The organism is Streptomyces sp. XM4193 (genome assembly GCF_023072595.1).
Classification (GTDB): Bacteria; Actinomycetota; Actinomycetes; order Streptomycetales; family Streptomycetaceae; genus Streptomyces.
Window position 1 is genome coordinate 1 of record NZ_JALLGK010000004.1, and the last position, 15,098, is coordinate 15,098.

General features: G+C 74.0%; 2 protein-coding genes. Both read left to right on the forward strand.

Annotation, left to right across the window (positions count from 1 at the left end):
* Positions 1-8,832 (forward strand): type I polyketide synthase (locus MTQ01_RS13410; protein WP_247490074.1); only part of this gene is annotated, 8,832 nt, incomplete at its 5' end.
* 37 nt (positions 8,833-8,869) lie between these two features.
* Positions 8,870-14,998 carry a type I polyketide synthase gene (locus MTQ01_RS13415; RefSeq protein WP_247490076.1) on the forward strand — a complete coding sequence of 2,043 codons (6,129 nt, stop codon included), beginning with the start codon at positions 8,870-8,872 and terminating at the stop codon, positions 14,996-14,998.
* The last annotated feature ends 100 nt before the right edge of the window (positions 14,999-15,098 follow it).

Here is a 15,098-nt window from a genome sequence, read left to right on the forward strand (position 1 = left end):
GAGTTCGCCGCCGAGGACCGCAAGACCCAGCGCCTCTCGGTCAGTCACGCCTTCCACTCGGCTCTGATGGACCCGATGCTCGACGCGTTCCGCGAGGTCGCCGAGGGGCTCACGTACGCCGAGCCGAAGATCCCGGTCGTCTCCAACGTCACCGGCACGCTCGCCGAGCCGGGTCAACTCAGCACCGCTGCCTACTGGGTGGAGCATGTGCGCGGCACCGTACGGTTCGCCGACGGGGTCCGCGCGCTCGCCGACACCGGCGTCAACGCCTTCCTGGAGGTCGGGCCCGGGGGAGTCCTCACCGCCCTCACCCGGCAGACCCTTGACGCTCTCGACCTCGCGGACCCCGCCGACACCGAGGCCCCGGTCGCCGTGCCGCTGCTGCGCAAGGAGCGCGCCGAGGAGACCGCGCTGCTCACCGCGCTGGCCGGGCTCCATGTCACCGGCGTACGCGTCGACTGGGCCGCCGCCCTCGACGGCACCGGCGCCCGTCGCGTCGAACTGCCCACCTACGCCTTCCAGCGCTCCCGCTTCTGGCCCGACACCCGGCATCCCGCCACCGGTGGCGCCGGTCCCCTCGACGGCGAGTTCTGGTCCGCCGTCGAGGGCGAGGATCTGACCAGCCTCGCCGCCGACCTGGCCGTGGACACCGACGCCCTCGGCGCCGTGCTGCCCGCCCTCTCCACCTGGCGGCGTAGGCGGCGCGACCAGGCCATGGTCGACTCCAACCGGCACCGCGAGACGTGGAAGCCGCTGTCGCTGCCCGCCGCCGCGCCCGCGCCGACCGGCACCTGGCTCGCCGTGGTGCCCGCCGCGCACGCCGACGACCCGTGGACGTCCGCCGTCCTGGACGCCGTCGGCAGCGGCGGTGCCGACCTCGTACGCTTCACCGTGGACACCGTCGAACGCGGCGCTCTGGCCGCCCGGTTGCGCGGCCTCGCCGCCGACGGCGCCGCGCTCACCGGCGTGGTCTCGCTGCTGGCCCTGGCCGACTCCGCCGGGGCCCCCGACACCGCCGCGGCGCCCACCGCGGTACTGGTGCAGGCACTGCTGGACGCCGAGGTCGGCGCCCCGCTGTGGGCACTGACCCGAGGGGCGGTGACGGTCGCGGGCACCGAGGCCGTGACCGCGCCCGAGCAGGCCGCGGTCTGGGGCCTGGGCCGGGTCGCCGCGCTCGAACACCCCGCCGTGTGGGGCGGTCTCGTCGATCTCCCCGCCGAGTTGGACGAACGGGCCGCCCGCCGGTTCGCCGCCGTACTCACCGGACACGACGGCGAGGACCAGGTCGCCGTCCGCGCCTCCGCCGTCTTCGGCCGCAGGCTCGTCCCCGCGACCGAGACCGCGCCCGACGCGGGTTGGCAGCCGCGCGGCACCGTTCTCGTCACCGGCGGCACCGGTGGCCGGGGCGCCCACGTGGCGCGCTGGCTGGCCGGTGCGGGCACCGAACGCCTGGTGCTCCTGAGCCGCCGCGGCCCGGACGCCCCCGGCGCCGACGCCCTGCGCGCCGAACTCACCGAACTGGGTGCCCACGTCACCCTGGTCGCCTGCGACGCCGCCGACCGGGAGGCCCTGGCCGCCGTCCTCGCCGACATCCCGGACGCCACCCCGCTCACCGCGGTCGTGCACGCGGCCGGTGTCGTCGACGACGGCGTACTGGACGACCTCACCCCGGACCGGTTCGCCGCTCTGCACCACGCCAGGACAGTGCCCGCCCTCCATCTGGACGAGCTGACCCGCGGCCTCGACCTGGACGCGTTCGTCCTCTGCTCGTCCGTCGCCGGCACCATCGGCACCGCGGGCCGGGCCAACCTCGCCGCCGCCACCGCGGTCCTCGACGCGCTCGCCCGTCGGCGCCGCGCCGCCGGACTGCCCGCCACCGCCATCGGCTGGGGCGCCTGGATCGGCGACGACACCGCCGCACCGCGCCCCCAGCAGACCGGCACGGGACACCCCGCCGTCCACCCGGATCTGGCGCTCGCCGCACTCCGGCAGGCCGTCACCGGGCCCGAGGCGGCGCCGGTCCTCTTCGACCCGCGTCAGCCGCAGGTCCTGGACGGGCTGATCGGAATGCGCGGCAACGCGCTGCTGCGCGATCTGCCGGAGGCCAGGCAGGCCCTGGCCGACGCCGAGAACACCCGCGACCGGACCAGGACCGCCGCATCCGGCCTCGCCGAGCGGCTGCGCCCGCTGCCCGCCGACGAGCGGGTCGGGCTCCTCACGGACCTGGTGCGCAGGCACGCGGCGGCCGTCCTCGGCCACCCCGGACCGGAGGCCGTCGCCCCCGACCGGAACTTCCGCGACCTCGGCTTCGACTCGCTCACCGCGATCGAACTGCCCAACAGGCTCGCCCTCGCCACCGGCCTGCGGATGCCCGCCACCACGGTGTACGACTACCCGACCGCGAAGGCGATCGCCCAGCACCTCGTCACGGCGCTGCTCGGCGAACCCGATGCCCGGGGCGTCGACCCGGCCGCCGTCGCGGCGCTGGCCGAGGACCCGGTCGTCATCGTCGGGATGGCCTGCCGGCTGCCCGGCGGGGTCCGCTCCCCGCAGGACCTGTGGGCGATGCTCAGCGAGGGCCGCGACGGCGTCGAGGTCTTCCCCGACGACCGCGGCTGGGACCTCGCCACCCTGACCAGCGGCGGCGCCGACGGCCGTGGCCGCAGCGCCACCCTGCGCGGCGGATTCCTCTCGGGCGCCGCCGACTTCGACGCCGGGTTCTTCGGGATCTCGCCGCGCGAGGCGCTCGCCATGGACCCGCAGCAGCGGCTCCTCCTGGAGACCACCTGGGAGGCGTTCGAACGCTCCGGCATCGACGCCGACGGACTGCGCGGCAGCCGCACCGGTGTCTTCGTCGGCACCAACGGCCAGGACTACTCCACCCTCGTCATGAACTCCCGCGAGGACCTGGAGGGCCACGCCGGCACCGGTCTCGCCGCGAGCGTCGTCTCCGGGCGACTCGCCTACACCTTCGGGCTCGAGGGTCCGGCGGTCACGGTCGACACCGCCTGCTCCTCCTCGCTGGTCGCCCTGCACTGGGCGATGCAGGCGCTGCGTGCGGGCGAGTGCGACCTCGCCCTCGCGGGCGGCATCACGATGATGAGCACGCCGTCCAGCTTCTCCGGCTTCACCCTCCAGAACGGCCTCTCCACCGACGGCCGCTGCAAGGCGTACGCCGACGCGGCCGACGGCACCGGCTGGTCCGAGGGCGTCGGCCTGATCGTCGTCGAACGGCTCTCCGACGCGCGCCGCAACGGCCACGAGGTCCTCGCCGTGGTCCGCGGCTCCGCCGTCAACCAGGACGGTGCCTCCAACGGCCTCACCGCGCCCAACGGCCCGTCGCAGCAACGGGTGATCCGGCAGGCGCTGGCCGGCGCCGGACTCACCACCTCCGACGTCGACGCCGTCGAGGGCCACGGCACCGGCACCCCGCTGGGCGACCCGATCGAGGCGCAGGCGCTGCTGGCCACCTACGGCCAGGACCGCCCCGAGGACCGTCCGCTGCTGCTGGGTTCCATCAAGTCCAACATCGGCCACACCCAGGCCGCCGCCGGTGCCGCCGGCATCATCAAGACGGTCATGGCGATGCGCAACGGCGTGCTGCCGCGCACCCTGCACGTCGACCGGCCCTCCACGCACGTCGACTGGGAGGCCGGCGCGATCCGGCTGCTCACCGAGGAGTCCGCGTGGCCCGAGACCGGACGCCCCTGGCGGGCCGGCATCTCCTCCTTCGGCATCAGCGGCACCAACGCCCACACCATCATCGAGCAGGCGCCCGAGGCGCCGGAGGAGCCCGCGACCCCCGCAGCCCGCACGGTCACCCCGACCGTCGTGCCGTGGCCGGTCTCCGCCAAGTCGGAACAGGCCCTGGACGCACAGGCGTCGGCCGTCACCGCGCTCGACACCGCCGACCCGCTCGACCTGGGCTTCTCGCTCGCCACCGGTCGGGCCCTGTTCGACCACCGTGCGGTGCTCCTCGCAGGACCCGGCGGCGCGCCCGTCGAGGCCGCCCGGGGCCGTGCCGCCCACCGCTCCCTCGCAGTGCTCTTCTCGGGTCAGGGTTCGCAGCGCGCCGGGATGGGTCGTGAACTGTACGACCGTTTTCCGGTGTTCGCGGAGGCGCTGGACGCCGCGCTGGCCCGTCTGGACGTGCCGGAGCTGCGGGAGGTGCTGTTCGCGGAGGTGGGTTCCGAGCAGGCCGCCCTGCTCGACTCCACCGGACACACGCAGCCGGCGCTGTTCGCCGTCGAGGTGGCGCTCTACAGGTTGGTCGAGTCGTGGGGTGTGCGGCCGGAGTTCGTGGCCGGTCACTCCATCGGTGAGATCGCCGCCGCACACGTGGCCGGGGTCTTCTCGCTGGACGACGCCTGCACTCTCGTCGCCGCCCGCGCCCGCTTCATGCAGGAACTGCCGTCCGGCGGCGCCATGGTGGCTGTCCAGGCGACCGAGGCCGAGGTCTCGCCGCGTCTGACCGAAGCCGTTTCGCTGGCCGCCGTCAACGGGCCCGGTTCCGTGGTCCTGGCGGGGCCGGAGGCCGAAGTGCTCGCGCTGGGCGCGGAGTTCGCGGCCGAGGGCCGCAAGACCCAGCGTCTCTCGGTCAGTCACGCCTTCCACTCGTCGCTGATGGACCCGATGCTCGACGCCTTCCGCGCCGTGGCCGAGGGGCTCAGCTACGCCGAGCCGAAGATCCCGGTCGTCTCCAACGTCACCGGCGCTCTCGCCGAACCGGGTCAACTGTGCACGGCCGCCTACTGGGTGGAGCATGTGCGCGGCACCGTCCGGTTCGCCGACGGGGTCCGCGCCCTGACCGGGGCCGGCGTCAACGCCTTCCTGGAGGTCGGGCCCGGGGGAGTCCTCACCGCCCTCGCCCAGCAGACCCTCGACGAGGGAGGACACGAGGAGGCCGTCGCCTTCCCGGCGCTGCGCAAGGACCGCGACGAGGAGACCGCGCTGCTCACCGCGCTGGCCGGACTCCACGTCAACGGCGTACGCGTCCGCTGGAGCGACTGGTTCGACGGCACCGGCGCCCGCCGCACCGACCTGCCCACCTACGCCTTCCAGCGCGAGCGGTACTGGCCCCGCCCGGCCGCCCTCACCGGCGACATCAGCACGGCCGGACTGATCTCCGCCGAACACCCCCTGCTCGGTGCGTCCGTTCCGCTCGCCGGCTCCGAGGCCGCCCTCTTCACCAGCCAGATCTCGCTGAACGTGCACCCCTGGCTGCTCGACCACAAGGTCGGCGGCACGGTCATCCTGCCCGGCACCGGCTACCTGGAGATGGCGATCCGCGCCGCGGACCAGGTCGGCTGCGGTCGGGTGGAGGAACTGGTCCTCGCCGCCCCGATGGTCCTCGACGCGAAGGTCCCGACCTCCGTCCAGGTCGTCATCGGCGCACCCGAAGACGACGGCTCCCGCACCATCACCTTCTACTCCCGTCCCTCCGACGTCGTCGAAGGACCCTGGTCCCGGCACGCCGACGGCCTCCTCGCTGTCGAGGAGCGCGCCGACACCTTCGAAGTGCCCGTCTGGCCCCCCGCCGACGCCGTCTCCGTCCAGTTCGACGGCGACTACAGCCGCACCGAGTACGGGCCCTCCTTCCAGGGGCTGCGCCAGGTGTGGGTCCGGGGCGAGGAAGCCTTCGTCGAGGTCGCCCTGCCCGAGGAAGTCGCCGGTGACGCCCAGTACTTCGGGATGCACCCGGCGCTCCTGGACGCCGTACAGCACGCCAACGGCTACCTCGGTGTCGGCAGCGCGGACAACCCGCTGCTGCCGTTCGCCTGGAACGGCGTCTCCCTGCACGCCCGTGGCGCCACCACGCTCCGGGTGCGCATCCTGCGGCTCGGCGACGAGTCGGTACGGGTGACCGCCGCCGACGCCGAGGGCGTCCCGGTGCTCTCCGCCGAGTCGTTGGTGCTGCGCGCGCCCACCGTGCCCAGCGCCCCGGTCGCCACCGGCGGCCAGGAGCCGGTCTTCCGACTCGAGTGGACGGCCGCCCCCGACGTCAAGCCCACCGAGGGCCTGACCGCCGCCACCCTCGGCGGTGAACTCCTCGGCGCCACCCTCACCGACCTCACCGGCCCCGAGGGCGACACCTCCGGCGTCCCCGACTTCGTCCTCGTCCCGCTCGACGGAGCCGTCGGCGACGACCTGTACGGGCCCGGCCGCGACGTGCCGGGCGCGGTCCACGCGCTGACCACCCACACCCTGGACCTGCTCCAGCGGTGGCTGGCGACCGACGGGCTCGACCACTCCCGGATGGTCTTCGTCACCCGCGGCGCGATCGCCGCCACCGACACCGAGACCGTCCACGACCTGGCTGCCGCCTCGGCCTGGGGCCTGGTGCGCTCCGCGCAGTCCGAGAACCCCGACCGGTTCGTCCTGCTCGACCTGGACACCGCCGGCGCCTCGGACAACCAGGACGCGCTGCGCGCCCTGCTGCCCGACCTGCCCGGTCTCCTCGCCTCCGGAGACGCCCAGTTCGCCGTCCGCGACGGCGCCCCGCTCGTCGGCCGGCTGGAACGGCTCACCACCGCACCCGGTCTGCTCGCCCCGGCCCATGTGCCGTGGCGTCTGGACACCACGGGCAAGGGCAGCCTCGACAACCTGGCCCTCGTCCCCTGCCCCGAGGTCTTCGCGCCGCTCGGCGGGCACGAGGTCCGGGTCTCCGTGGACGCCACCGGCGTCAACTTCCGCGACGTCCTCAACGCCCTCGGCATGTACCCCGGCGAGTCGGTCCCGATGGGCACCGAGGCCGCGGGTGTGGTCACCGAGATCGGCGAGGCCGTCACCGGACTCGCGGTCGGCGACCGGGTCCTGGGCACCGTCGGCGGCGGCTTCGGCCCCGTCGTCGTCGCCGACCAGCACTACCTGGCCCGTGTGCCCGACGGCTGGACCCAGCAGGAGGCGGCCTCCGTACCGCTGGTGTTCCTGACGGCTCTGTACGCCTTCCGCGATCTGGCCGGCCTGTCGGCGGGGGAGAAGGTGCTGATCCACGCCGGTGCCGGCGGTGTCGGCATGGCTGCGATCCAGCTCGCCCGTCACCTGGGCGCCGAGGTGTACGCGACGGCGAGCGAGTCCAAGTGGGACGCGCTGCGGGCCCTGGGCCTCGACGACGAGCACATCGCCTCCTCGCGCGACCTGTCCTTCGCGGACAAGTTCCCGGCGATGGACGTGGTGCTGAACGCGCTCGCGGGCGAGTTCGTCGACGCGTCGCTGCGGATCACCGCCCCCGGCGGCCGGTTCCTGGAGATGGGCAAGACCGACATCCGCGACCCCCACTCCACGGGCGACGTCCGCTACCGGGCCTTCGACCTCGGCGAGGCCGGGCCCGAGCGCAACAGGGAACTCCTCGGCGAACTCCTCGAACTCTTCGCCGCGGGGGCGCTGTCGCCGCTGCCGGTCAGGACGTGGGACGTGCGCCGGGCCCGTGAGGCGTTCCGCTTCATGAGCCAGGCCAAGCACGTCGGCAAGATCGTGCTGACGATGCCGCCGCGCTGGAACCCCGACGGCACCGTACTGATCACCGGCGGCACCGGCGCGCTCGGCGGACACCTCGCCCGTCGCTTCGCCGCCGCCGGGATGCGCCATCTGCTGCTCACCAGCCGACGCGGCGCCGATGCGCCCGGCGCCGCCGAACTCACTGCCGAGCTGCGGGAGTTGGGCGCCGAGGCCACCGTCGTCGCCTGCGACACCAGCGACCGCGACGCCACCGCCGTCCTGATCGGCTCGGTGCCGGCGGCGCACCCGCTCACCGCGATCGTGCACACCGCGGGCATCCTCGACGACGGCATCATCGCCTCGCTCTCACCGGAGCGACTCGCCGACGTCATGCGGCCCAAGGTGGACGCCGCCTGGCACCTGCACGAGCTGACCCGGCACCTGGACCTCGCCGCGTTCCTGCCGTTCTCGTCCATCGCGGGCGTCATGGGCAGCCCCGGCCAGGGCAACTACGCAGCCGCCAACTCCTTCCTGGACGCCCTCACCCGCCACCGCCGCGAACTCGGCCTCGCCGGCACCTCGTTGGCCTGGGGTCCGTGGGCCCACGACGGCGGCATGACCAGCACGCTGTCCGACACCGACATGCGCCGCATGCAGTCCGGCGGCCTCCCGCCGCTCCCGGTCGAGCAGGGCCTCGAGCTGTTCGACATCGCGCGCGGCTCCGACGAGACCTTCCTCGTCCTGGTCGGTCTCGCCGCCGGTGCCATGCGCGGCGCCGCCATCGAGGACCTGCCACCGCTGTTCCGCTCGATGGTCCGCAGCGGGCGGCGCACCGCAGCCGCCACCGACGCGGCAGGGGCCTCCGCAGCGCTCGGTGCCAAGCTCGCCGAACTCGGCGCGGCCGAACGGGTCCGGCACCTCACCGACCTGGTCCGCGAACAGACCGCACGGGTCCTCGGGCACGCCTCCCCGAAGTCCGTCGACATCACCCAGGAGTTCCGAGACCTCGGTCTGGACTCCCTGACCGCGCTGGAACTGCGCAACCACCTCTCCACCGCGACCGGACTGCGCCTGCCGGCGACCCTGGTCTTCGACTACCCGACCCCCACGTCGCTCGCCGAGCACTTCGTCTCCGAGCTGGTGGGCGAGGACACCCCGCAGGGGCCGTCGCTCCTCACCGAACTCGACCGGCTCGAAGCGCTGTTCGCGGCGGGCGACCCGGACGAGATCACCCGCGCGGGCCTCGCCCTGCGCCTCGGACAGATGCTGGACAAGGTACGCGGCGCCGCCCCGGAGCCGACCCACTCGTCCGTCGATGACGACTTCGAATCGGCCAGCGCCGACGACGTCTTCGCGTTCATCGACAACGAGCTGGGCCGGCTGGGCGACCGCTGAGACGAGCTTGATCCACCACAGGAAGGTTCCACCCGTCATGCCCGATGACAAGAAGCTCGTCGACTACCTCAAGTGGGTCACGGCCGATCTGCACAAGACCCGCAAGCGGTTGGAGGAGGCCGAGGCCCGAGGGCGCGAGCCCATCGCCGTCGTCGGCATGTCCTGTCGGCTGCCCGGCGGGGTGAACTCCCCCGAGGACTACTGGAACCTCCTCGACGAGGGCCGCGACGGCATCACGCCCTTCCCCGCCGACCGCGGCTGGGACCTCGACGCCCTCAACGGCGAGGGCGCCGGAAGCAGCGCCGCGGGTGAGGGCGGCTTTGTCGACGCGGCCGCCTTCGACGCCTCGTTCTTCGGGATCTCTCCGCGCGAGGCGCTCGCCATGGACCCGCAGCAGCGCATCCTGCTGGAGACGTCCTGGGAGGCCGTGGAGCGGGCCGGTATCGACCCGGTGTCGCTGCGCGGCAGCCGCACCGGCGTCTTCGTCGGCACCGCGGGCGTCGACTACGTCGGCGTGGTCATGAACTCCCGCGAGGACGCCGAGGGCCACGCCACCACGGGCCTCACCGCGAGCGTTGTCTCCGGGCGACTGTCCTACGCCTTCGACCTCGCGGGCCCCGCCGTCACCGTCGACACCGCCTGCTCGGCCTCGCTGGTCGCCATCCATCTGGCCGCACAGGCCCTGCGCAACGGGGAGTGCGGCCTCGCGCTCGCGGGCGGCGTCACCGTCATGTCGACGCCCATGGGATTTTCCGGCTTCACCCGCCAGGGAGGCATCTCCACCAGCGGCCGCTGCAAGGCCTTCGCCGACGACGCCGACGGCACCGGCTGGTCCGAGGGCGCCGGCGTCCTCGTACTGGAGCGGCTCTCCGACGCACGGCGCAACGGTCACGAGGTCCTCGCCGTACTGCGCGGCTCCGCCGTCAACCAGGACGGCGCGTCCAACGGCCTCACGGCGCCGAACGGGCCGTCCCAGCAACGGGTGATCCGGCAGGCGCTGGCCGGAGCCGGACTCTCCTCCGCCGACGTCGACGCCGTCGAGGCACACGGCACCGGCACCCCCCTGGGCGACCCGATCGAGGCGCAGGCGCTGCTGGCCACCTACGGTCAGGACCGCCCCGAGGACCGTCCGCTGCTGCTGGGCTCGGTGAAGTCCAACATCGGCCACTCGCAGGCCGCCGCCGGTGTCGCGGGCGTCATCAAGACGATCCTCGCCATCCGACACGGTGTCCTGCCCAAGTCCCTGCACATCGGCGAGGCGTCCACGCACGTCGACTGGAGCGCGGGCAACGTCGCACTCCTCACCGAGCGTCACGCGTGGCCGGAGACCGGCCGCCCGCGCCGTGCCGGTGTGTCGTCCTTCGGCATCAGCGGCACCAACGCCCACGTCGTCATCGAGCAGGCGCCGGACGCGCAACCGGCCGACGGCGAACCCGAGAAGCCGACCGCCACCCCCACCGTCGTCCCCTGGACGGTCTCCGCGAAGACCCGCGACGCCCTGGACGCCCAGCTCGCCCGCGTCACGTCCGTCACCGGCGCCTCCGCGCTGGACGTCGGCCTCTCGTTGGCCACCGGTCGTTCCTCCTTCGAGTACCGGGCGGTGCTGCTGGCGGGTGTGCAGGGTGTTGACGGTGGTCCGGTGGAGGTGGCGCGGGGTCGTGCCGTGGAGCGTTCGCTTGCGGTGTTGTTCTCGGGTCAGGGTTCGCAGCGGGCCGGGATGGGTCGTGAACTGTACGGTCGTTTCCCGGTGTTCGCGGAGGCGTTGGACGCGGCGTTGGCGCGTCTGGAAGTTCCGGAGCTGCGGGAGGTGCTGTTCGCCGAGGAGGACGAGCGGCTCGACTCCACGGGCTACACACAGCCCGCACTGTTCGCCGTCGAGGTCGCGCTCTACCGGTTGGTCGAATCGTGGGGTGTGCGGCCGGAGTTCGTGGCCGGTCACTCGATCGGTGAGATTGCCGCCGCGCACGTCGCCGGGGTGTTCTCACTCGACGATGCGTGTGCGTTGGTCTCCGCGCGTGCCCGTCTGATGCAGGAACTGCCGTCCGGTGGCGCCATGGTGGCCGTCCAGGCGACCGAGGCGGAGGTCAACGGTCGTCTGAGCGACGCCGTCTCGCTGGCCGCCGTCAACGGACCCGACTCCGTCGTCATCGCGGGGCCGGAGGTCGAAGTCCTGGCGCTGGGCGCGGAGTTCGCGGCCGAGGGTCGCAAGACGCAGCGTCTTTCGGTCAGTCACGCCTTCCACTCGGCTCTGATGGACCCGATGCTCGACGCGTTCCGCGAGGTCGCCGAGGGGCTCACGTACGCCGAGCCGAAGATCCCGGTCGTCTCCAACGTCACCGGTGCCCTCGCCGAGCCCGGTCAACTGAGCACCGCCGGCTACTGGGTGGAGCATGTGCGTGGCACCGTGCGGTTCGCCGACGGGGTGCGTGCGCTCGCCGACGCGGGTGCGGACGTGTTCCTGGAGGTCGGGCCCGGGGGAGTCCTCACCGCCCTCACCCGGCAGACCCTCGACTCCACCGACGCCGCCGGCACCGTGGCCGTACCCGCGTTGCGCGCCCAGCGGCCGGAACAGGACGCACTGCTCACCGGCCTCGCCCAGATGCACGTGTCCGGTGTCCGGATCGACTGGCCCGCCTGGTTCGAGGGCACCGGCGCCCACCGCACCGATCTGCCCACCTACGCCTGGCAGCACCGCCGTTACTGGCCCCGTCCGCTCGCCCACGCCGTCGACATCCCCGGCGCGGGACTCACTCCGGCCCAGCACCCGCTGCTCGGCGCCGCCGTCTCGCTCGCCGGGTCCGAGGGCGTCCTGCTCACCGGGCAGGTCGGGCTGCGCACCCACCCCTGGCTCGTGGACCACACGATGGGGGGCCATGTTCTCTTCCCCGCCACCGGCTTCCTCGAAATGGCCGTCCGCGCCGGTGACCAGGTCGGCTGCGGCCGGGTCCAGGAACTCGTCCTCACCACGCCTCTCGCTCTCGATCCGAAGGCCGCCGTCGCCGTCCAGGTCACCGTCGGCACCCCCGACGCCTCCGGGGGACGCCCCCTCGGCATCCACTCGCGGCCCGCCGACGCGCCCGCCGACGAGCCGTGGACCCAGCACGCCGACGGCGTTCTCGTTCCCGGCGAGCACGGGGTGCCCTTCGAGGAGAGCGCCTGGCCGCCCGCCGACGCCACCCCCGTCGACCTCACCGGCTTCTACGAGCGCACCGAGTACGGACCCGTCTTCCAGGGGCTGCGCGCCGCCTGGACCCGCGGCGACGACGTCTTCGCCGAGCTGGAACTGCCCGCCCGGGCCGACGACGCCGCCTTCTTCGGGATGCACCCCGCGCTGCTCACCGCCGCTCTGCACGCGGTGGAGTACGTCGACCTCAAGGACGCCGACCAGGGGCTGCTGCCGTTCTCCTGGTCCGACGTCACCCTGCACGCCTCCGGTGCCTCCCGGCTGCGGGTGCGCATCGGCAAGGGCGGCGAGGACACCGTCTCCCTCGCCGCCGTCGACTCCGCGGGACGCCCCGTGCTGTCGGTCGGCGCGCTCGCGTTGCGCCCCTCGTCCGCCGCCCGGCTGCTCGGCCCCGGCGCCACCGATCGGGCGTGCCTGCTGAGCCTCGACTGGGTGCCCGCCGATCCCGGCGGCGCATCCGCCCCCGGCCCCCGCGCCGGCCTGGGCGCCGACCCCTTCGGCACCGGCACCACCCTCGCCTCGCTCGACGAGGTCACCGAGGACGGCACCGTCGTCCTCGTGCCCGTGCCCGACAGCGGCGACGACCCGGTCGCCGCCGCTCACGGGGCGACCCGCGCCACCCTCGCCCTGCTCCAGGAGTGGCTGGCCGCACCCCGGCCGGCGGGCGCCCGGCTCGTCTTCGTGGCCCGCGGGGTCGTCGATGCCGCGACCGGCGACCCGGCGGACAACCTCGCGGGCGCCGCGGTCTGGGGCCTGGTCCGCACCGCCCAGGCCGAACACCCGGGCAGCCTCACCCTCGTCGACCTCGAACCTGGCACCGCGCTGCCCCTCGAGGAGATCCTCGCCGCCGACGAACCGCAGAACGCCGTCCGCTCCGGCCGGCTCCTCGTCGGCCGCCTCGCCCAACTGCCCCCGCCCGCCGGGGACCAGGACGGACCCGAGAGGCCCGACCTCTTCGGCGGCGCCCGCGGCGGCACTGTCCTCATCACCGGCGGGACCGGCACCCTCGGCGCGCTCACCGCCCGCCACCTCGTCGCCGAGCACCACGTCACCCGGCTGCTGCTGGTCGGACGGCGCGGCACCGAGGCCCCCGGCGCCGACGAACTCGCCGCCGAACTGCGCGAGTCGGGCGCCCACGTCACCGTGGCCGCCTGCGACGTCACCGACCGGGCAGCCCTGGCCGCCCTCCTGGAGGACGTGCCCGCCGACCATCCCCTGACCGGGATCGTCCACGCGGCCGGGGCCCTCGACGACGCCGTCGTCACCTCCCTCACCCCCGAGCGCCTCGCCGGTGTGCTGAGCCCCAAGGCCGACGCCGCCTGGCATCTGCACGACCTCACCCGCCACCTCGACCTCGACGCGTTCGTCCTCTACTCCTCCATCTCCGGTGTCACGGCCCGCGCCGGCCAGGCCAACTACGTCGCCGCCAATCTCTTCCTGGACACCCTCGCCCAGTACCGCGCCGCCCAGGGCCTGCCCGCCCTGTCCGTCGCCTGGGGCGCCTGGGACCTCGACGACGGCATGGCGAGCGAGCTCCTCACCGACGCCGGACGTCAGCGCATCCGCTCCCGCGGCATCGACGCCCTGCCCGGCGACCGCGCGCTCGAACTGCTCGACGCGGCGCTGGCCCGCCGTACCCCGTTCGTGGTCGCCACCACCCTCGGCACGCCCCCGGCCGCCGTCCACGCCGACGAGGTGCCGCCGCTGATGCGCGGACTGGTCACCGCCCCGCGCCGGACCGCCTCGGCCGCCGCTCCGGCCCGGGGCCTCGACGCGGCCTCCTTCCGCGAGGGCTTCGCCTCGCTCGGCGCCGCCGACCAGGAGAGCGCCCTGCTGGACCTGGTCATCGCCTGCTCCGCCGAACTGCTCGGCCACACCGACCCGACCGAGATCGACCCTGAGCGCGACTTCCTCGAACTCGGCTTCGACTCCCTGATCGGCATCGAACTGCGCCGCAGGCTCAGCGAGGTCACCGGCCTCCAGCTGCCCGCCAGCATCGTTTACGACAGCGGCTCCCCGAACGGCCTCACCGCCTGGCTGCGCACCGAACTCGGTGCCCAGGGCGGCGCGGCCCCGCAGACCGGCGCGGCCGGCGGCCCCACCGAGAACGACTCCATGGAGCGCCTTTTCCTCGACGGCCTCGCCCAGGGCAAGCTGCGCGAGGCGCAGCGGATGCTCGCCACCGTCGCCGCACTCCGCCCCTCCTTCGAGGTCACCGCCGAACTGGAGGACCTGCCCTGGCCGGTGACGCTCGCCGAGGGACCTGCCGCCACCCGGCTGGTCTGCGTCAGCGCGCCCACCGCCAACGGTGGCGTCCACCAGTACGCCACCCTCTCCGGGCACTTCCGAGGACGCCGCAACGTCGCAGCCCTGCCGCTCGTCGGCTTCAACACCGGTGAGGCGCTGCCCGCCCACGCCGCCGCTGCCGCCCGGGTCATCGCCGAGAGCGCCCTCCAGGCCGCCGACGGCAATCCCTTCGTGCTCGTCGGCCACTCCTCCGGCGGCTCCCTGGCCTACGCGGCGGCAGGTGTCCTGGAGAGCACCTGGGGCATCCGCCCCACCGCCGTCGTGCTCCTCGACACCCTCAGCATCCAGCACAACAGCGACGAGGGCGTCGACTACAACGGCATGATGAAGTTCAACTTCACCGCCGTCGACGACTCCCCGGTGCGCCTGACCAACTCGAGGCTCTCGGCGATGGGTCGCTGGATGGTGCTCCTCAACTCCCTGGATGTGCAGCCCACCAGCGCGCCCGTCCTGGAGATCAAGTGCACCCGGGCGCTCATCGAGGGCGTCCCCGCGCCGGACCCCGAGCGGCTCCTCGTCCCGGTCGTTCCGGGCGCGGACGTTCTGCCCCTCGACTCCGACCATCTGTCCCTCATCCGTGAGGACTCGGGGCCCGCCGCCGACCTCGTCCACGAGTGGCTCACCGCACTGGAGGACCGCGCGGAAGCGCGGACGACGACGGTGCCGGCCGGCTGAGGAACACGTTCCCCCGAAGGCCCGGGACCGTCGCGCTGCGGCCGGTCCCGGGCCTTCGGCGTGCTCCCGCAAACGCCGAACCGCCGGAAACTTCCGACAC

Excerpts from the sequence above, each read along its gene's own strand:
- MTQ01_RS13415 (WP_247490076.1), top strand. The coding sequence starts at position 8,870 with ATGCCCGATGACAAGAAGCTCGTCGACTACCTCAAGTGGGTCACGGCC.